17 protein-coding genes are annotated in these 20,695 nt (G+C 41.7%); 10 read left to right on the top strand and 7 right to left on the bottom strand.

The genetic code is table 11. The features are described 5' to 3' along the window. The first annotated feature begins 57 nt into the window (after window positions 1-57). From NSTC745_RS10670 to NSTC745_RS10685, 4 genes are all read left to right on the top strand, one after another. Complete coding sequence (locus tag NSTC745_RS10670; protein WP_445637108.1) at window positions 58-342, top strand: RNA recognition motif domain-containing protein; 285 nt, start codon at window positions 58-60, stop codon at window positions 340-342. 196 nt (window positions 343-538) lie between these two features. Further along, the gene (locus NSTC745_RS10675) at window positions 539-1,708 is read left to right on the top strand and encodes a pyridoxal phosphate-dependent aminotransferase (protein ID WP_445637109.1); all 1,170 of its coding nucleotides are present in this window, start codon (window positions 539-541) and stop codon (window positions 1,706-1,708) included. A gap of 71 nt (window positions 1,709-1,779) precedes the next feature. Further along, window positions 1,780-2,217 (top strand): secondary thiamine-phosphate synthase enzyme YjbQ, encoded by a 438-nt coding sequence (locus tag NSTC745_RS10680; protein ID WP_445637110.1) that lies wholly within the window; start codon window positions 1,780-1,782, stop codon window positions 2,215-2,217. 245 nt (window positions 2,218-2,462) lie between these two features. Further along, window positions 2,463-3,518 carry a Rieske 2Fe-2S domain-containing protein gene (locus tag NSTC745_RS10685; RefSeq protein ID WP_445638572.1) on the top strand — a complete coding sequence of 352 codons (1,056 nt, stop codon included), beginning with the start codon at window positions 2,463-2,465 and terminating at the stop codon, window positions 3,516-3,518. Between the two features lie 371 nt (window positions 3,519-3,889). Here the strand turns inward: NSTC745_RS10685 and NSTC745_RS10690 are convergent, their stop codons facing one another. Beyond that, window positions 3,890-4,567, bottom strand: a complete 678-nt coding sequence (locus NSTC745_RS10690; RefSeq protein WP_445637111.1) for an SDR family oxidoreductase — start codon at window positions 4,565-4,567, stop codon at window positions 3,890-3,892. Window positions 4,568-4,955: 388 nt separating this feature from the next. Between NSTC745_RS10690 and NSTC745_RS10695 the strand changes: the two genes are divergently transcribed. After that, window positions 4,956-6,722: a WD40 repeat domain-containing protein gene (locus NSTC745_RS10695; RefSeq protein WP_445638573.1), complete on the top strand. Its 1,767-nt coding sequence runs from the start codon at window positions 4,956-4,958 to the stop codon at window positions 6,720-6,722. On the opposite strand, the gene NSTC745_RS10700 is transcribed toward NSTC745_RS10695, so the two are convergent. Together NSTC745_RS10700 and NSTC745_RS10705 are read right to left on the bottom strand one after the other, a co-directional pair. Continuing rightward, window positions 6,700-6,936, bottom strand: a complete 237-nt coding sequence (locus tag NSTC745_RS10700) for a hypothetical protein (protein ID WP_445637112.1) — start codon at window positions 6,934-6,936, stop codon at window positions 6,700-6,702. The genes NSTC745_RS10695 and NSTC745_RS10700 overlap by 23 nt on opposite strands. Window positions 6,937-7,165: 229 nt before the next feature. Then, entirely contained in the window at window positions 7,166-7,801 is a 636-nt protein-coding gene (locus tag NSTC745_RS10705) for a transaldolase family protein (protein WP_445637113.1), read from the bottom strand. Between the two features lie 104 nt (window positions 7,802-7,905). Here NSTC745_RS10705 and NSTC745_RS10710 point away from each other — a divergent pair, with 104 nt between their 5' ends. Both NSTC745_RS10710 and NSTC745_RS10715 read left to right on the top strand, forming a co-directional pair. Next, the gene (locus NSTC745_RS10710; RefSeq protein ID WP_445637114.1) at window positions 7,906-8,349 is read left to right on the top strand and encodes a hypothetical protein; all 444 of its coding nucleotides are present in this window, start codon (window positions 7,906-7,908) and stop codon (window positions 8,347-8,349) included. Between the two features lie 95 nt (window positions 8,350-8,444). After that, on the top strand, window positions 8,445-10,970 hold the full coding sequence (locus NSTC745_RS10715; protein WP_445637115.1) for a cyclic nucleotide-binding domain-containing protein: 2,526 nt from the start codon (window positions 8,445-8,447) through the stop codon (window positions 10,968-10,970). 51 nt (window positions 10,971-11,021) lie between these two features. Here NSTC745_RS10715 and NSTC745_RS10720 read toward each other — a convergent pair whose 3' ends face one another. Continuing rightward, window positions 11,022-11,873: an Rpn family recombination-promoting nuclease/putative transposase gene (locus NSTC745_RS10720; RefSeq protein WP_445638574.1), complete on the bottom strand. Its 852-nt coding sequence runs from the start codon at window positions 11,871-11,873 to the stop codon at window positions 11,022-11,024. Window positions 11,874-12,556: 683 nt separating this feature from the next. Here NSTC745_RS10720 and nifE point away from each other — a divergent pair. The 3 genes from nifE to NSTC745_RS10735 all read left to right on the top strand — a co-directional run bounded on the left by nifE (window position 12,557) and on the right by NSTC745_RS10735 (window position 16,101). Continuing rightward, window positions 12,557-13,969, top strand: a complete 1,413-nt coding sequence (nifE, locus tag NSTC745_RS10725) for a nitrogenase iron-molybdenum cofactor biosynthesis protein NifE (RefSeq protein ID WP_445637116.1) — start codon at window positions 12,557-12,559, stop codon at window positions 13,967-13,969. 126 nt (window positions 13,970-14,095) lie between these two features. After that, window positions 14,096-15,277: a low temperature requirement protein A gene (locus NSTC745_RS10730; RefSeq protein WP_445637117.1), complete on the top strand. Its 1,182-nt coding sequence runs from the start codon at window positions 14,096-14,098 to the stop codon at window positions 15,275-15,277. Between the two features lie 605 nt (window positions 15,278-15,882). Then, entirely contained in the window at window positions 15,883-16,101 is a 219-nt protein-coding gene (locus tag NSTC745_RS10735; RefSeq protein ID WP_445637118.1) for a hypothetical protein, read from the top strand. A gap of 583 nt (window positions 16,102-16,684) precedes the next feature. On the opposite strand, the gene NSTC745_RS10740 is transcribed toward NSTC745_RS10735, so the two are convergent. The 3 genes from NSTC745_RS10740 to ftsH3 all read right to left on the bottom strand — a co-directional run bounded on the left by NSTC745_RS10740 (window position 16,685) and on the right by ftsH3 (window position 20,595). Continuing rightward, window positions 16,685-17,017, bottom strand: coding sequence for a XisI protein (locus NSTC745_RS10740; RefSeq protein WP_445637119.1), 333 nt, complete (start codon window positions 17,015-17,017; stop codon window positions 16,685-16,687). A gap of 122 nt (window positions 17,018-17,139) precedes the next feature. Beyond that, window positions 17,140-18,342 carry a calcium-binding protein gene (locus NSTC745_RS10745; RefSeq protein WP_445637120.1) on the bottom strand — a complete coding sequence of 401 codons (1,203 nt, stop codon included), beginning with the start codon at window positions 18,340-18,342 and terminating at the stop codon, window positions 17,140-17,142. A 411-nt stretch (window positions 18,343-18,753) separates the two neighbouring features. Then, window positions 18,754-20,595 (bottom strand): ATP-dependent zinc metalloprotease FtsH3, encoded by a 1,842-nt coding sequence (gene ftsH3 / locus NSTC745_RS10750; RefSeq protein ID WP_096535515.1) that lies wholly within the window; start codon window positions 20,593-20,595, stop codon window positions 18,754-18,756. Between the last annotated feature and the right edge of the window lie 100 nt (window positions 20,596-20,695).

Below are 20,695 nucleotides of genomic sequence, written 5' to 3' on the forward strand. Positions count from 1 at the left end.
GTTAAATCTGTTTTCAGCTGAACTCATCGCTCTTTGTTGAAAATTACCCGATCTCACATGACTATTTACGTTGGAAATCTCTCCTACCGCGCTACTGAAGCAGACTTAAGAGCAGTGTTTGCAGACTACGGCGAGGTCAAAAGAGTTGTCTTGCCTACTGACCGCGAAACAGGACGACTGCGGGGCTTTGCTTTTGTTGATATGAATGAAGATGCTCAAGAGGACGCAGCCATCACAGAATTAGATGGTGCAGAATGGATGGGCCGTCAACTGAGAGTTAACAAAGCTAAACCACGAGAAGATAACCCACGAGGTAACTGGTCGAAAAAACAAGATTTTTAATAACGACGAGTTTCTAGTATAGCAAAGTATTTCTTAGTCATGCAAAACTAAGTAGCTAAAATTAACTAGAAACAATTAAGCAAGAAACAACTTCATAGAACTACGTCCGACCAGTCGCGATTGGTTAAAAAAGATCGCGACTAGTCGGTTCTTCTCCCGCAAAAGATAGTATAGCTACCTCGATCTAAATGGAAACATGGAATCCCTAACCTCTCGTATGCAGGCGATACAATCGCCGATTATTCCAGTGGTTGGGGAACTAATTAAAAATTCTCCTGGAACAATTTCTTTAGGACAAGGTGTTGTTTATTACAGCCCTCCACCGGAAGCAATAGAGTTTTTGCCAAAATTCCTCGCCGAAGAGAATAATCATTTATATAAATCAGTGGAAGGAATTCTGCCATTGGTGACAGCGCTGGCAGGAAAATTACAAGCATTTAATGGTATTGAAATCAACGGGGAAAACTGCATCGTGGTGACAGCGGGAAGCAATATGGGATTTATGAATGCCATTCTTGCTATTACCAACCCAGGCGATGAAATTATTTTAAATACACCCTACTATTTCAATCATGAAATGGCGATCGCAATGGCTGGTTGTCGTTCAATATTAGTAGCAACGGATGAAAATTATCAACTGCGAACAGAAGCGATCGCTCAAGCAATTACACCCAAAACACGCGCTGTAGTCACCATTTCACCGAATAATCCCACTGGGGTTGTTTATAGTGAAGCCACGCTGCGGCAAGTAAATGAAATCTGTAAAACTCGCGGCATTTATCACATTAGTGATGAAGCCTATGAATACTTTACATACGATGGGGTAAAACATATTTCACCTGGTGCATTTGGTGGTAGTAGCAAATACACCATTTCTCTTTATAGCCTTTCCAAAGCCTATGGTTTTGCAAGTTGGCGTATTGGCTACATGGTGATTCCTCAACATTTACTTGTCGCGGTTAAAAAAGTCCAAGACACAATTTTAATTTGTCCCCCAGTAATTTCTCAATATGCAGCATTAGGAGCATTACAAGCAAAAGAAGAGTATTTGAAGGAAAATATTGGAGCAATTTCTCAAGTACGACAATTAGTCCTAACATCCCTTAACCGCCTCCAAGGTTTATGTACCATTACACCTGCGAATGGCGCTTTTTACTTTTTCCTTAAAGTTCATACTCAAATAGATGCTTTTGAATTAGTTAAAAGACTCATTCAAGAATATAAAGTAGCAGTTATTCCAGGTACAACCTTTGGCATAGATAATCAATGTTATCTACGCGTTGCTTATGGGGCGCTGCAACAAGAGACGGCAAAAGAAGGTATAGAAAGATTAGTTGAAGGGTTGCAAAATATAATTAGGAGTTGATATTAAATTTATTAGCATATTAAAATTTGTTAGCCGACTATCAATAAAATCCAAAATTTAAAATTGAACCAATGCCAATTATTAATAAATTAATTGAAATTGAAACAGAACCAAAAATTAATATTCATAATATAACACCACAAATTCAAGAATTGATTGCTTCAACATCAATTAAGAATGGACAAGCTTTAGTATTCTCTCGACACACTACAACAGCTTTAGCCATCAACGAAAATGAAGTCAGATTGTTAGAAGATATAAAAGTGTTCTTGCGAAAATTAGCGCCGGAAACAGACAGCTATTTGCATAATGATTTGCACTTAAGAGATGTTCCAGAAGATGAACCGATTAATGCTCACTCTCATTTAATGGCAATGATGCTCGCGACTAGTGAGATAATACCTATTGTTGATGGTAAATTAGCTTTAGGAACTTGGCAATCTGTGTTGTTTTTTGAATTAGATGGGCCGCGTACAAGAACAGTATTTGTGCAAATTTCTGGTGAATAAGAGAGACAAGATCCCCGACTTATTTAAGAAGTCGGGGATCTGAATGATTGCTATATACTGGCAAAATAGCTTAAGTGTAAAAGATTACCGAATAACCTTTATTTCTCAGAATTATGAGTTTTATTGTATTAAAAATCAAATTAGTTATACCAATTTTGAATTTTAAATTTGGAATTAAAAGTCTTTAGAGAAGTCTGTTCTACTAATTTCCAAGATCCTAATTAATGTCAATTTGGTATTTAGTGATGAAAAATAACGATAACTTTTTTTTGCGTAACATTTGGTACTATGCCCTGCCTAGCAATCATTTGAAGCCAGGTAAGATGGTCAGCCGCGTTTTCTTAGGAGAACCGGTGCTGTTAATTCGCGACAAAGATGGTAAAGTGGCTGCAATGCAAGACATTTGTCCGCATCGTGGTGTCCCCTTGAGCTGTGGTAGATTCGACGGACAAGAAGTGGAATGTTGCTATCACGGTTGGCGCTTTAACTCTGGTGGGGGTTGTACTGCGATACCGTCTCTTGTGGAAGAACAGCAGATGGATTTAAGTCGGTTCGACGTGCAGTCTTATCCAATCAGGGAAGCCCAAGGAAATATTTGGATCTATATACGCGATCGCGATAATCCTCAGCCTCCTGATTCTGAGATGGAAATTCCTACGATACCAGGATTTGAAGAGCGATCGCCCCAATTTATAGAGATTATGCGCTTCCCCTGTTTTGTGGATCACGCAGTAGTAGGTCTGATGGACCCCGCCCATTCACCTTATGTTCATCGTGCTTGGTGGTGGCGAAACGAACAATTGCATGAAGAAGTCAAGCAATTTGATGCTTCGCCCCACGGCTTCACAATGCGGCGACACCGATTACCAGCCAACGGGGGTCGATTGTACTGGCTGATTGGTGGAGGCGTACCGGAAACAGAGATTTCTTTTCGTTTACCTGGAGTCAGAGTCGAAGAAACCACAATTGGCAAACATCGAGTTGTGAATTTAACCACAGTTACACCCATTTCTGACACAGAAACCGAGGTAACTTTTTCTCTTTACTGGACACTTCCTTGGGTGGGATTTTTCCAACCGCTGCTGCATGTTTTGGCGCGGACTTTCCTCGGTCAAGACCGCAGTGTGGTGGAAAAACAGCAAATTGGACTCAAATATAATCCTGTGCTGCGATTAATTAAAGACTCAGATGTGCAGGCGCAATGGTATTACCAGTTGAAGCGAGAATATGCTCGTTCAATCGCAGAAGGACGGGAATTTGTCAACCCTGTTAAAGGTCAGATACTTCGTTGGCGTGCCTGATTATTGAAGGCAGGGGAGCGGGGGAGCAGGGGAGCGGGGGAGCAGGGGAGCAGGGGAGCGGGGGAGCAGGGGAGCAGGGGAGCAGGGGAGCAGGGGGCAGGGGGCAGGGGGAAAGAATTAGATGACTAATCATTTGTGTTCAGTGGCTCCAAGTCAGGAGGGGTGCTAGTTTGTTGTGACTTGTTCCTTCTGCCCTGGAGCCTCCTGCTTTCTTCAATAGACCTCTTGCAAAAGTCCTTCTTTGCGTTCTCTCTCTGCGCCCACCGAAGTTCAGATCGGCGGAAGCCGCCGCTCTGACTTCTCTCTGCGCCTCTGCGTGAGATAAAAAATTATTTATGCAAGAGGTCTAATTTTTGGAGTCGCCTTAGCGATTAATCCAAGCTAAATTCAGCAAATTCTGTTTGCCCGAATAGCATATTTCGGTCTACCGCTGACAAGATTTTATTATGAGCGCGTTGGTTATTTAAACACCGACAAACTAACTGCGCGACATCTTGGCGATTGATGCTACCAATGATGCGGGGATCTTCAGTTAAGACACCATTACCCGTTGCTGGTTCTGACTTCAGTCCACCAGGACGGATGATGGTGTAGGTGAGTCCGCTGGCAATTAAGTGTTGTTCGGCTTTATCTTTCTCGGCTAAAACTGTTCCTAGTGCTGCTAAAGCTTGGGGAGATAAAGCACTTACACTATCGCCTGCACCAATGGAAGACACAAGAATAAAATTTTGAACTCCAGCTTTCACTGCTGCGTCGATTAGATTTTTATTACCGGGGTAATCTGGTCTTTGTGTGTCTGCTGGTAAACCGCCAATTGTACTGATAACAGTGTCAATCCGTTCATCTGCTTGTATTGCACGTTCCACATCGTCAAGATTCAACGCATCTCCCTGAACTACTTGAATGCCAATTTTTTCCAATTCACTAGCAACCGTTAGTGTTCTCAGGAGTGCCTTTACCTTTAGCTGTTGTGTCCTCAAGCATTGGGCAATTTCTCGACCAACACCGCGACTTGCGCCAGCCAGAAAAATGTAAGATGCACTTGTCATAATCAGCTTAACTATTTATGTCCAAAGGATTTTATCAAAAGTTAGGCACTGATTAATAATTGCTTGACCATTAGTCCCCATCTAAGCACTAAAGTGCTTACTACGAACTTTTTTTAACCTGGGTTCATTAGAGTTGCTAGACTACTAGAACTGTTTCCCTAGAGACAGTATCTTGTTTTCTTTGTCCGTTAGAATTAATTGATATCATCTAAATTGTATGTAGCTCGGCTACATCTGTTCATAAAATATCTAGGTGCTATACAGATGCTTATGCTTGTGTTCTATTAGACTACTAAAATTAGTGAATTTTTAATTAACTAAAGATTATAAACTTGAGTAATTCCATTGGTATAGCTTACCTTAGGTATGCAATAGTGTGCGCCAAAACATGCAGATGGATTGGATTAGCTTGCTCAAAGCTCAACAAACTGATTTCCTTCAACGTGTGAAAAAACCCAAAACTTACGATTTGTCTTTGCTCGAAAGTCAAGTCAAAGGTTGCCACACAGAAATTATGGCATTTTGGGGCGAGGCATTGGCGAAACTCCAAGAGCTTTCCCGCGAACAAGCAGAAGTTCTCGCCAAAAATCCGCCGCCCATGCCTCCTGAATATCCCGAACCTCCCGATTGGACGATACCTTTTCCCAAATATTTTCAGCAACAAGCCCAAGATTATCTTTTACGGGAAAAAATTGTCGATCGCATAATTACCGAACGTCTAGGCAAGTTACTCAAAAAAATCCCACACGACACTTTAGAAAACATCACTTTAGATGATGAGGGAAATTTATCTGGTCAAAGCAAATTTATTTATGTACTCAAAGACAATCCCCAACTCAGCGTTCAAGTTTACGTTGCTGATGGCGAAAGTTTTAATGGTATTAAGAAAGACAAAATTAGATGGTCGGTGACTCAAGAAGATTTGAAAAGTCACCAAGTTTTAATTTTTCTGTGTTTGTTTTATCCATCTACAGGTAAATTAGGTTACGAAAAACAGAGCATTATCACAGGCTTTTTACCTACAAATCAACTGGAATTTGCCGAACCAAAACTACACGTTACTCCGAGCAATTTGTTATATGCCGGCGGATTGAGTTGGTATTTAGAATCACTTATTGGCAAAAAAGACACATCGCCAATAATTCATGAAAGGACAATAGAAACAATCCAAACTCTACCACCAGACCATTCTTTAAAAAAGGTAGTAGGTGACTGGGAATGCTGGCAGACTTTACAAGGGCATACCAGAGGAATTAATTGCTTGGCCTTTAGTTCGGGCTGTAATAACGGTAACGCCTTACCCATATTGGCAAGTGGTAGCCGTGGTGAAACCAAGCTATGGGATTTAAGCAAAGGCGAATTAATAGATACATTGTCGGAGTATCCTTGGGTGATATCTGGGCTAGTGGATGAAGTGAATTCCCTAGCTTTTAGTTCCGATGGACAGACTTTAGTCAGCTGCGGTGCAGACTCGACAATTAAAATTTGGCATGTGGGCGCTCTAGACTTAATAGATATCCTGCACAAACATCATGGAGTAGTGCGGTGTGCTGCTTTCACCCCCGATGGCAGAATGTTAGCCACCGGCGGAGATGACAGAAAAATTCTGTTTTGGGATTTGATTCACCGTCAGGTAGCGATCGCTCTTTCTTTAGATGATACAGCTGCTCATTCCTTGGTTTTGAGTCCAGACGGGCAAACTGTGGTCACAGGTAGCTATCGCAAAATCAAAGTTTGGCGCATTTCACCCCTGACGGGGATCAAAAGTTTAAAAGATACAGAACCACTGCATACCCTCATGGGTCATTCTCACATCGTTTGTTCCTTAGCAATCAGTCGAGATGGTAAACTAGTTGTCAGTGGTAGCTGGGATCAAACGATTAAAATTTGGGAATTGGAGAGTGGAAAATTACTTCATACCCTCAAAGGACATAGAGATAGAGTGTATGCGATCGCTTTGAGTCCCGACGAACAAATTATCGCCAGCGGTAGTGCGGATAAAACCATCAAATTATGGCACGTGCAAACCGGCGAATTGTTGGCTACATTTACAGGTCATGGAAATATAGTTACAGCATTAGCCTTCACAGCTTCCGGTGAAATGTTAGTCAGTGGAAGTTTAGATAAAACAATTAAAATTTGGCAAAGGAGTTAGGAGTTATAGATGTCTCTTGGTCATCCTGAAGCATCTGCATCAGAATGTTTGAGGCTTCCGTTGCGTCGTATGGCGACCAAACTGGACACTCTGACGCAGAAAAGATGACTTGTAGTTCAGCGTCTGGGATTTGTGCGGCTAGGAGTTTGAAGAGTGATAATTTATCTAATTGGTTCAGATTATTCACCAAAGGAATTAACTCAGCCAGAGACATGGTTTAAACTCCCAGATATACGATATGTCAATATCAACTACTGCGACTAAAAAATACAGCCGCTACGACAATCAAACTCAAAAGAGCTAAAGGAACCCACAGATTAGGAACATCTGACAAACTCATATTTACAGCGGATTTCAAGTTAATGAAGTATGCTATCTAACTCTAGTAGCTAGACTTTGAGCCTATTCTAATTCTGAATTCTGAATTCTCTTGTAATTACAAATTATTCTAAACCGATGCCTCCTTGGGCGAATTCTTCAACAGTTTTTTGTGATAATTCATGAGTAGCGATCGCTTGCAACATTGTTAAAGGTAAAGTTAAATGATGCGCCCCGGCTTGCAATGAAGCAGCTGCTTCTTGGGGAGATTTTATACTAGCTGCTAATATTTCCACGTCGCTACCTTTAAGTACGCTAGCCATTTCTCTAACTAAAGCAATACCATCGCCTAACAACCGAGTCGCGCGATTTACATAAGCTATAGCAATTTTCGCTCCGGCTTCTCGTGCTACTGCTGCTTGTGCTGCACTATAAATTGCTGTCACCGAACAGGTAATTTCTGAAGACAAATTTGCTACCACTTCAAACCCTAAAGGTGTAGCGGGAATCTTCAAAATTGTTTGCGAACCAATAATCTCGAAAGCTTTTCTACCTTCAGCTAACATTCCCGCTTTATCATCTGCCATAAGTTGATAGTATAACGGGCCATTTGTCAAGGTAACTAATTTTTGGAGTGTGGTTTCTGGTGGACTGTCACTTTGAGCTAAAAGCGTGGGATTAGTGGTAATGCCCTTTACCCAACCCCAATGCTTGACGATTTCAGCTTCAGATGCGATCGCCGAGTCTAGATATAATGCCATAATTTCCCTGAATCATTGTCAAAATTAATTCACCAGATGTGTAATTGAGACTTTCCAATATCACAAAATATTCTGCACTATTTCCTAGCCCCTAGCAAGAAATTATGAATGATAATATTCAACAGTTAATAAAGGCTAGCATTTATAAATCCTTACCTTCTCATGAGGAAAAGATAATTTTAGAATATTTGAAATCAATACCTGAAGTTGAAGCATACGAAATTCTCAAGTTAATGGTCGATGAAAAAAGCCAAATTACTATTGCAATGGCAAAGAAGGTTTTACATACAAGAGATTATGTAACGCAGTTATTTAATTATGGAATTGTAAAATCTAATGCTCAATCTATTAAACTTTGGTTAGAATTTGCAATTCCGAAGCTGGGATTTAAATCAGTAGTAAGATTGATTGAAGAGTTGAATGACGATACCAATAGGTTACTAGAAAAAGCAGTATACTGGCTTCCCTTGTTTGTCTCCAAGAATGAAACAAGGTCTTGGAATTTACTGGAGAAGTTAAGAGAAAAGCCAAACTGTAAGCCAATCTAAACTATTTTTACAATTGAGAATTGAGAATTTTGAATTCTTGACCAGCTTTCAAGGGATAATTCCTTTGATACGGCAACCTGCACGGAGAACCGGATATGACATCTCCAGAAACGGTTACATGGCTACAAGAGCGCACCACTTTAGGAAGTCTCTCACCTGAAGTGTTAAATGCGATCGCTCAAGTCATTGAAGAACAAGTTGTACCAGCACAAGTAAATCTTGTGGAGGAAGGTACTACTCCAGAAGCACTTTACATCCTCAAAGATGGTCAACTTGAATGCGACAATACCGATCATAAGAACTCAGCTTTAGTTCGTGGCTTCCTTCCCGGAGCAGTCATTCACCTCCAAGAGTTGGTATTGGATGAGTTAGCCACCTTCACAATTGTTACCCTTACAGAATGTCACTTGTGGGTTGTACCTGCTACTAAATTTCGGGAATTAGTCGCCCAATACCCGGAAATTGCTCAGGGTTTTTCCCGTCAATTGGCTCAAGAATTAGCTCAAGTCACCTCTGCACTTGGCTACGAACAAGAACGTTCCATTGCTTTGCGACCATATTTAGTTACCAAAGCGCAACGGGGAATTGTCGGTACAAGCCGCTATGCTATACGTTTGCGGGAGCAAATTCGAGAAGCCGCTAATGACCGCAAGTCAGTGGATATTTTCGGCGAACCTGGGTTAGAAAAAGACAATATCGCAGCCTTAATTCACTTTGGTTCCCCCAAAAGACGAGAACCAATTATTAAACTGAATTGTGGTATTCTGCAAACGAGCGGTGCAGATTTATTTGGTCGCGTTGGCGGTAAACCAGGACTGTTGGAATGGCTGGGAGAAGGTACGCTAGTTCTCAACAACATCCAAGAATTACCCGAAGAGTTATTACCTGCTGTGACGCAGTTGCTCAAAACTGGTAGTTATACTCCCGTCACTCGTCCGGGAGAACCAGAGACTGAACCTCGTCCTAGTAAAGCACGGATTCTTATCGTTTCCGAAAAAACTCTGCCAACAATCGATCGCTCCGTTGGTCATATTATTAAAGTACCGCCGCTACGGTTGCGGAAAACTGATATTCAAGCGCAGGTAGAATATTATGTCAGTCTCTACGTTCGTTCTAGAGGCGTTCCCAAACCGCACATCACCCCAGAAGCTTTACGCCGCCTCCAGTCTTACGATTTCCCCGGTAATCTCAAAGAATTAAAAAATTTAGTAGAAAGAGCGATCGTCCAAGCTGAAAATGCTACTGAATTAACAGAAGAAATCTTTTGGCCAGCCGAAACAAAGAAAAAGCGATTTCGAGTCAATCTTTTAAATATTTATCCCGATTTACGTAAATTTTTACGGAGTCCTTGGTGGCCGGATCGGATTAATTATGGTTTTACTGCAACTGCTTTTGCAATTATTGTTGCGGTATTATTTATCGGCCCGCAAACCCGCGATCGCAATTTTGTTTTAAATTTATTTTGGGCTTGGTGGTGGCCTTTTTTCCTATTTCTCTTTCCCTTTTTAGGACGTATCTGGTGTTCTGTTTGTCCCTTCATGATTTACGGAGAAATTACCCAAAAGCTTTCTTTATGGTTGTGGCCGCGAAAACTTAAACGCTGGCCTCGACAGCAAGGTGAAAAATGGGGCGGATGGTTTCTCTTTGGACTATTTACCCTAATTTTCTTATGGGAAGAACTCTGGCATCTAGAAAACACAGCCTACCTTAGTGCTTGTTTATTATTATTAATTACCGCCGGAGCAATGATTTTTTCGGCAATTTTTGAACGGCGATTCTGGTGCAGATATCTTTGCCCTATAGGTGGGATGAATGGTTTATTTGCTAAACTGTCAATGACAGAACTACGGGCACAACAAGGCATTTGTTCTGCAAGTTGTACCACTTACCAATGCTACAAAGGAGGGCCGCAAAAAGGTGAGGGAATGGAAACAAATGGATGTCCTTTGTATTCTCACCCAGCACAGTTAGAAGATAATAGAGATTGCGTTTTATGCATGACTTGTCTTAAAGCCTGTCCCCATCGTTCCGTAGAATTTAACTTGCGCCCTCCTGGTATTGAATTGTGGACAACCCATGTACCCCGCACTTATGAAGTGGCATTGTTGTTTTTGTTATTAGGTGGAGTCTATCTACACCGTTTGCCAGAGTTGCAATCTTGGTTGGGTTTACAGTTAGATTTAACTGTGTTTTGGCAACATTTAGGATTGTCACTGCTAGTGTTAATTATCCCAGCAGCTTTTGTCTTCGCAGCTTATGGCTTGCTGAAACTGTTCAACTTTAACCGCAAACCAAAATCATTTGTAGAGCTTGCCTATGGATATTTACCATTGGTTTTGGGAGGTAACTTCGCTCATTATCTGCGTTTGGGCTTGAGTGAAGGCGGACGAATTTTACCTGTGAGTTTTGCTACCCTTGGTTTGAATGGCGAACAACTGCCAATGTTAGTTGCTCATCCGGCTGTGATTAGTTTTTTGCAAGGTGCAACTTTAATATTTTCAGTGTTGTTGACGATATTATTAACGCAAAAAATTGCCAAACAATCTTTGAGTTCGCTTCTTTGGCAACATTTAGCAGCGATCGCTTTAGGTGTTAGTATGTGGGCAATTATTGTGTTGTAAAAACAATACAAATTTGTTAGACTTTTGCCTGGTTTAATGATATGGGTTTTGCTACTCTAATGTATTAAACCAGGCTTCTAAATCGGCGATCGCTTGAAAATCCAACAAAGCTTCGCCAAGATTTTCTAATTGTTCTAGGTCGAGAGTTTCAATTCGCTCTAGCACCTGTTGAGGTAATTCTCCCACACGCCGAGTAAGTTGACGGAGAATCAGCAATTGTCCTTCTACTTTTCGTCCTTCTTCTCGTCCTCGTTGTTCTCCTCGCTGCTCCCCTTCTTTGAGAATTTCTTGATAAATAACTGACTCGCGCATCATACCCTCCCGAAACATTTGTCGAATCAAGTCCTGATTGTATTTTAAGCCCGCTAAGATTTGGGTGTAAGCGGAAATTTCTGGTCGTTGTGTTGGCTCAAGTTGATTCACTTTCGCTACAACTTGTTGCAACAAAGCTTGGGGTTGGTTAGTTGCGGTCAGTGGTGCTAAAGGTAACAAAGCCGGGTCATTGAGGAAAGGTTCGGGATTTTCTGACCACATACAAATCACACGATATTCATGAACAGTACTTTCAACTCTAAAGGCAGTTTCAATTACTGTTTCTGGTGCAGGCGGAAGTAATAAAACGATAACTTGCGTTATTGGTAAGCGATACAAACGATATAAGCGTACCCAATAATCTAGCATCCGCAACGGTAGTGGCGGCGTAGACTCTAGTTTGGTTTGAAATTCCAGGTGAAGTATGCGTCCTTCTAGTTGTAAGAATGTCACATAATCTGCGCGAATCGGTTCAATGCTCAATTCGGTTTTCAGGACTTTGACACAAGTTTGCTCTGTTCCTAAAACCCAACTAGCAAAACGTTCTGGATATTTTTCTGACAGCAGTTTGCAGAGATTATCAAAGGACATTGACGATCGCCAACAATTGAATGAGGTATTGTTATTATCTCGTGCAGTGGTTTGAGTAGACGATCGCACCAACATAAAAAGTAATGAATATTTCAACTTAAGCTAGTATTCTCAGTGAAAATCCTACTATATCTACCAAATTTAAAGTTGCTCAAGTACACAACCTCAGCCTTCTAAACAGGCATCAAGGTGTTTTACTTTTGAATTTTAATTCTTGAATTCACTAATTTTAGTATCTGTTAATTAAGCTACATTACCTAAACTTATATTTTATTTAGTATGCAAAGCATTTGTAGATCAAATAATTAAAAATACGAACTATTTGATAATCTATATGTTATGCTGACATTAAACAAGCTAAAAATAGCAGAAGCATTAACAGGTCTTTCTTACGAAACGAGATATGTGAGAGGAGTTGGCTGTCTCACCTGAAAGTGCTAATCGTTCAGTTGCAATTTTTTGTCATTCATTAAGACAAAAAGTAAAAGCTAGTCATATCAACCTGCACATTTTACTGTAACTTTCGCTTTGGCGAGTGGGGAGTGTGGAGAGTTTTAGGGACAGAGGATAAGTCGCAGTAAGTCTTTCCCATGTTCCATATTCTACTCTGCGTTATCTGTGCACTCTCATAGTCACAATATCTGATACGTCATTTTGTATTCATCTCCAGCGCGAGGAAAGACATGAAAAACAATCAAGTCACAATCAACGAACTACTCAACGAGACAGCCTGCAAACATAACCGAAAAAAATCGGACGACAAGAAAAAACTATCTTGCAAAAACTTACCGCAACCAGGTGCAACCCAAGGTAATTGTCCTTTTGATGGGGCGATGGTTTCTGTGGGAGCAATTACTGATGCTGTTCATTTAGTACATGGCCCGGTTGCCTGCACTCATAACCCTTGGGCAACTCATGGTAGTCTTTCATCAGGCTCTCAACTATACCAAACTGCTTTTACTACTGATTTTGGTGAGAGTAATGTCGTTTTTGGTGGTGAAAAGAAATTGTACAAAGCAATTCTTGAAACTGCTCAAAGGTATAATCCTCCAGCTATTTTTGTCTATGCTACTTGTGTCACTGCTTTGATTGGTGATGATATTGATAGTGTCTGTAAACTGGCCTCAGATAAAATTGGGATTCCAGTTATTTATGTCGATTCTCCTGGATTCCTTGGTAGTAAGAATTTGGGTAACCGCATCGGCAATGAAACTTTATTGAACTATGTCATCGGTACGGCAGAACCAGAATTTACTACACCATTCGATATTAATCTTGTTGGTGACTATAACGTTGCAGGTGAAACCTGGAATGTTTTACCACTGTTCCAAAAATTAGGAATTCGCGTTCTTTCAAAAATTACAGGTGATGCTCGTTATCAAGAAGTTTGCTATGCTCATCGTGCCAAATTAAATGTAGTGCTTTGCTCAAATGTAGCAATACAAATGGCACAAAAAATGCAAGAACGTTACGGAATTCCCTATATAGAAGAATCTTTCTATGGTGTAGAAAGCCTAAATCAATGCTTGCGAAATATTGCAGCAAAATTAGGCGAATTTGTTGAGGATAATTTCACTGCACGCAAACTTCAAGAACGTGCAGAACAGTTGATTGCAGAAGAAACCGCAGACTTAGATATTGCCTTAGCTCCCTATCGTTCTCAATTGAAAGGCAAGCGGATTGTTCTTTCTACTGGTGGTGTAAAAACTTGGTCACTTATTTTAGCGGCCAAAGACTTAGGAATGGAAGTTATTGCTACCACTGAAGGAAAGACTTCAGAAGAAGAAAAAGCCAAAATTAGACAATTCATCGGTCAAGATGGCATTGTTTTGTCCCAAGGAACTCCCCAAGTATTGCTGCAAGTACTCAATGATACAAAAGCTGATGTGTTGATTGCTGGGGCTGGGAATCAATACACAGCATTAAAAGCACAAATTCCTTTTTTGGATATTAACCACGAACGCCATCATGCCTACGCTGGTTATACGGGACTGGTAGAACTGGCACGGGAATTGCATGAAGCCTTGTATAGTCCCGTGTGGGAACAAGTTAGAAAACCTGCTCCTTGGGATGAAAAAATGGGTAATGGGGCATAGGGCATTGGGCATAGGGCATTGGGCATTTGTCTTTCCTGGTTGCTGTAGCCACTTCCCCTGCTTTAATTACCCTTCATCCTTTTAAAATGAGCGAACGGGTAGTTATTAGCGATCGCTCTTGGAACTATGACAAATTTTATCCAACCACCAAGGTTACGTATTGGTGAAGAAACTGAAGAAGAACGACACGCCACTTGGCTAGAACTTTTTTACGATTTGGTGTTTGTAGTTGCAGTTTCCCAACTCGCTCACAATCTCAAAGAGGATATCTCACTTTCTGGATTATTTGGGTTTGTTGTTTTATTTATACCTGTTTGGTGGTCGTGGATTGGCACTACATATTACGCTAACCGCTTTGATAGCGATGATGTTGAACATCGGCTGCTGATTGCTATACAAATGCTGACAGCAGCAGCAATGGCTGTGAATATCCACCACGGTTTAGGCGAAAGTTCCTCTGGTTTTGCTGTTTCCTATGCTCTCGGTCGGGCTGTGCTGGTAATAGAATACGTCCGTGCGGGAATACACATCCCTTCTGCACGACCTTTGACGACTCGCTACGCAATTGGTTTTGCGATCGCTGCTTTGCTTTGGTTAATTTCGGCATTTATACCCATTCCTTGGCGATTCGCGCTCTGGACATTGGGAATTATCATTGACTTTACCACACCCTTAACAGCACGCAAGTTTCAACTAAGATTACTCCCTCACGCTTCGCATTTACCAGAACGTTTCGGACTGTTTACGATTATTGTTTTGGGTGAAGCAATTATCGCGGTGGTCAATGGTGTTTCTGAGCAGAAATGGCATACTTCAACTGTAATCTCCGCCGTGTTTGGTTTAATTATTGCTTTTAGCTGGTGGTGGGTCTATTTTGATAATCTGGGCGGTAAACCGATTGAAATCGCACGGACGCATGGAAAAGTTGGTGTTGTCAATCTCTGGCTGTACACTCATTTACCGCTAGTGATTGGGATTGCTGCGGCTGGAGTGGGAGTAGAAGAAATCTTGTTAAGTAAACAAACTGTAGCCTTACCTGATTCCCAGCGATGGCTCATCTGCGGTTCAGTAGCATTATGCTCGTTATCTGTCGGTATTCTCCATCGATTTGGGGTGATCCGTCTTTGCAAAATCCGTTCTAAGTATCGGCTTGGAGGTGCAGCGGTGTTGATAGCGATCGCCTTCTTTGGCAAAGGTTTGTTACCGATCGCAGTCATCGCCCTTGTAGCCTTAGTTTCTGCTCTGCAAGTCGTTCAGGATTTGTACCAAAGTCGCCCCACTACCCGCTTAGCTGACCCAGAAATCTAACTTTTAATGCACCCTTGGGGCTTTACAGCTGTCATTGGTGTCAACTTAAGCTTAAATGCTTGTCCCACAATCGTTTTACCCCACCCCCAACCCCTCCCCTTACCAAGGGGAGGGGCGGTTTTGCGTCAGCAAAGCCGGGGTGGGGTAACGCGGATCTTGATGGTAAGTGAGATAGCTGAATATCACATTTTACAAGGGTTTGACGTTAAGTTGACACCAATGCACAGCAGCTGTGCGTCCCTACGAAGTTTCCACCTACTCAAAAATTTAAATTAATTTTTAAAATACATCTATCTTAAGTAGTATTTTAAATAAAAAATCAATAAATATTTATATAGTTGTCTAAAGATTATGTAAGTTCAGCACTAAATCCTGATGCTGTAACCTTTGAAGCTCAATTTATTACAGTCTATCCGAAGTGGCACAACCAAAGGGAGAATGTCAAGATTAGGAGATGTACCTTTGGGTGGTGAAGTCAAGTAGCTGAAATATTTATTAATATTATTAATAGGTGAGTTTAAATTCAGCCTCAAGAATCACAAAAAGTTCTTCTAGGCGTGTATTTCTCACTAATCACTAGATTCTCCATCAAGGGAGCGAAAATCGTGAAAGACCAAAAACCATCAGAGTCTAAAGAATTCGTAGGAAATCTCAAGAATGGGATTTGGCTGTTTGGGTTGTCATCTTGGGTATTTGGGATTACAGATCGCAGTATTGCTTCATTTGCAGATGGCTATCTGTCGGCTTTGGATTTGACGCAACTATTCACAGCGGCTACGTTCTTTGTGGCATGGCTATTTTTAAAGCCGACACCTAAAATTTAAAATTGGCGCAGGCATTGAGTCACTTATCAAACTAGTCTTGCAAAGATTCAGGAAATTATTTAGAGAAGACTTTTAATTGTCGTAGGAGGTGCTATGTAGAATGCATCAATTTTCTGCATTCTAAATAATCGGGGTCATTCGTTAAAATCTCAAAATTATCTTAAAGCCTGTTGTATGAGGGTTAACAAACTTTTTACTTGCTGGGTATAGATTGATTTTAACATGATAGGTTAGAAATTTTTTGGCAACATTTTTCATCATAATTTAATGTATTCAACAAAATTAATGCTCTACCATAAAGATATTGGTAAATACCTAGAAAAATTTTGTAACTTTCCGGAATTAGTGAGAGTCGAGTGGTAGTCTCTATCAGATAAGTAATTTATACTGAAACTCTATAACTAAACCTCCGGGGTATATAACCCCATATTAAAAGCTCGGTCTTCATGACCGGGCTTTTAATGTAGCGAAAAGCGACCATAAGGAATATTTTCCGCCATACCGTGAAATAAAAATACATCCAGACTCACCCAACCAATACAACGCCACACTTATTAAAGCTATGCACGCCCAGCTTATGGATTTAGGCTACGCCAAATCCTGTATACTGTCGCACGTAAGGGGCTTGAAACCCTAATACTATATCTTGTTTAGGAATTCCCATTGCAGCTAGTTCTTGGGCAATTTGAAGTTCGGTTGTGTTGTGTTGTATCCAAATTTTGCCATCTTTGATATCCAAATGCAGAACGCAGCCATGTACGCGCCGATCGCCATCCCAGCCTACATTCATAATCTGATAGCGATCTTGAGGCACATCAAAAACCGTCTGCGATTCGATATCACCGTTGGCGATCGGTATCGCAGTATAATTTCTGAGCAGTGTTTGAATGCACTGACGGTAATAGTTTATATCCATTGCACAATTACCTCTTGGACGGGTACTTAAAGCTTTTCAGGATGAATAAGGGCAATTGAGAGCATAGCACAAGTGGGTCAGTCCTCTCGGCTGACCCACTTATACTTAATAGTACAGACTTCTTAAGCCTCAATAATAAAGTTAGTTGCTGCCAACAGAGGATTGTTCGTCAACGTGGCAAATTCAGCCCCTGTTCCGAAACCAGCGGAAGATCCATTCTGGTTATAGAATAGATTTCCTGTTCCCTGGCTGTAGACAACGAAAGCTTTACTGGTAGCAGCAGCAGCGTCATTAGCAACAACAGCAAACTCACTCGACTTACTAAAGCCAATACCTGCATTACTAGTTAGGGCAGTGAAAGTTTTCTTACTTAAGACTATTTTGTCATTTCCTGCTTGAAAGTCAGTGATTGTATCCAGACCAACTGTGGCATTGCTAAAGGCAGCACCTGTGGCATACTTAAAACTATCGTTGCCTCCTCCTCCTGTCAGTACGTCATTTCCCGATCCCCCAATTAGGGTATCATTGCCGGACAAACCACTGAGTGTATCGTTGCCACCGCTACCATTGAGGACATTATTGGCATTATTGCCTGTAATTTTATTACTTCCAGCATTCCCCGTGCCGTTGATTGCATTACTTCCTGTGAGGATTAGGTTATCTAAGCGATCGCCCAGCGTATAGCTAACAGAAGACCTAACTGTATCGTTGCCTCCATTGGCCAATTCTATAATCGTATCAGTAGTACTATCGATAATGTAAGTATCATTTCCGGAGCCACCAATTAGCGTGTCTTTGCCTGCACCACCATTGAGAGTATCATTGCCATCTCCACCAGACAGACCGTTGTTACCACTATTACCGATAATATTATTGTTAAGACTGTTACCTGTACCGCTAATTGATGCTGTGCCTGTTAAGGTAAGATTTTCTAGGAAACTACCTAGTGTCCAGCTTACAGAAGATTGAACTGTATCTGTGCCATCTTCAGCACTGTACTCAGTGATGCTGTCACCAATACTATCAACTACATAAAGGTCATTACCAAAGTTACCAATCAAAAAGTCATTTCCTGTGCCACCGATAAGGGTGTCATCCCCGCCGCCACCATCCATATAATCAGTTCCGGCACCACCGAGTAGTGAGTCATTGTCAGCCCCTCCTTGCATATAATCATTTCCTGCACCGCCATTAATGGTGTCATTGCCACTTCCCCCTTCCAGGTCGTCGTCACCATCAAACCCATTTATTACATCGTTCTCTGGAAAGAAATTTATATCGCCAAACAAAACATCGTTGCCAGAAGTGCCATTGATAGTTGCCATAAGAGTTATTTCCGGTGAATAGGTAAAGAAATAAAGGATAAAGTTAAGCTCAGTCAATCTCGCTGTTGAGCTTATGTACGATGGGTTTTATTTTTTATGCACCCCAAGCAGAAAATTTTTTTAAAAGAGCAGGGGAGGCAGGGGGAGCAGGGGGAGAAGAAAGAGGAGTTATAAAACAATACAGTTGAGATAATACCAAAACACTTGTAGAGACAGCGATTTATCGCGTCTGGTAAAACCCACAATTTTGTAGAATTAGCCTTTAACCCAAGCGTATTGGATTATTGTTAAAAAAAATTAAAAATCGGGGTAACTCTGGAATTTTTCAGAGTTACGCCGATTTTTTAAAGTTAGAAGTCAGGAATTATGTTAACTCCTAACTTCTATTTGATAGTTCTAGTTTTTGCTTAATTAAGCAAACGCAGCAGTTTTGACATCGTTATTTGCGAGAATTTCTTGCAATTCTTCGGCGTCTACTGTTTCTTTATCAACCAGCATTTGCGCTAATTGATCTAGAATGTGGCGGTTGCCGACTAATACTTCTTTAGCGCGGGTATAAGCGACATCCACAAGTTTGCGGACTTCTTCATCAATGGCAGCGGCGGTTTCTTCAGAGAAATCACGTTCTGACATGATATCTCGTCCCAGGAACATGTTACCTTGCTGACGACCGAGGGCGACTGGGCCGAGTTTATCGCTCATGCCAAATCGGGTAATCATCTGACGGGCAACGCGGGCTACTTGTTGCAAGTCGTTGGAAGCGCCGGTGGTAACTTCTTCTTCACCAAAGATTAATTCTTCAGCGATGCGTCCGCCCAATGCCACAGCCATCTGATTTTCCAGATAAGCGCGGCTGTATAAACCAGTGTCCATACGGTCTTCGCTGGGAGTAAACCAAGTTAAACCACCTGCACGACCGCGAGGAATGATGCTAATCTTTTGTACTGGGTCATAGTCAGGCATCAAAGCACCAACTAAAGCGTGACCAGCTTCGTGATATGCTACCAAGGTCTTGCGCTTTTCGCTCATTACCCGGTCTTTCTTCTCTGGCCCGGCTAGTACGCGGTCGATCGCATCGTTGATTTCATCCATCGAAATCTCAGTTAAATTCCGCCGTGCTGCTAAAATTGCGGCTTCATTTAACAAGTTGGATAAATCTGCGCCGGTAAATCCAGGGGTACGACGAGCGATTTTATCCAAGTCCACGTCTTTGGCTAAGGTTTTGCCACGAGCGTGTACCTTGAGGATTTCGCTGCGTCCAGAATAGTCGGGACGGTCTACTACTACTTGACGGTCAAAACGACCGGGACGCAACAAGGCTGCATCGAGAACGTCGGGACGGTTAGTAGCAGCAATAATGATGATGCCGGTGTTACCTTCAAAGCCGTCCATTTCTGTGAGCAGCTGGTTGAGGGTTTGTTCGCGTTCGTCGTTACCACCACCTAAACCCGCACCCCGCTGACGACCTACGGCGTCAATTTCATCGATGAAGACGATACAGGGAGCGTTAGATTTGGCTTGTTCAAATAAGTCGCGGACGCGGGACGCACCGACACCCACGAACATTTCCACGAATTCCGAACCAGAAATTGAGAAGAAAGGCACGCCCGCTTCACCAGCTACGGCACGAGCCAGGAGGGTTTTACCTGTACCAGGAGGGCCAACTAACAGCACGCCTTTAGGAATTTTTGCACCAACGGCGGTAAAGCGATCGGCGTTTTTCAAAAAGTCTACGACTTCGTTTAATTCCAACTTGGCTTGGTCGATACCAGCTACATCACCAAATGTCACCTGTGTTTGGGGTTCCATTTGTACTCTGGCTTTGGATTTGCCAAAGTTCATGGCTTGGCTGCCCGGGCCACTTTGAGCGCGACGTAGCAAGAAGAATAAGCCAACCAAAAGCAATACAGGGAAAAATAAGCTGCTCAGTGCCTTAAACCAAAATCCTTCATCGGTTTGGGGCAATACTGAAATATCAACGCCTTTTGATGTCAAAGTATTGATTAAATCTGGGTCGTTGACCAAGGTTACTAAGCGTTTATTTCCATCGTATTTGGGTGTAACCAATGCTGTAGAACGGTCTGCACTCAGGCTGACTTTTTCTACTCTGCCTTGTTCAACTTCTTGAATAAAGCGGCTATATCGCCATGTCTCTCTGCTTTGGGGTTGTTTGTCAAAAAATGCTGTTCCCAGGGCAATGACAACAATAAATAGCAGCGCATACAGCCCTGCGTTTCTCCATCTTTTATTCACTAAGGTCTATCCTCCTGTATTTTTCGCGCCATCGCGTAGCGAGTGCTGTCTGTGAGCGGAGAGGTCATTATTAAGAATTATGTTAACTTATCTTAAGATA

It is taken from the genome of Nostoc sp. DSM 114161, assembly GCF_052692665.1.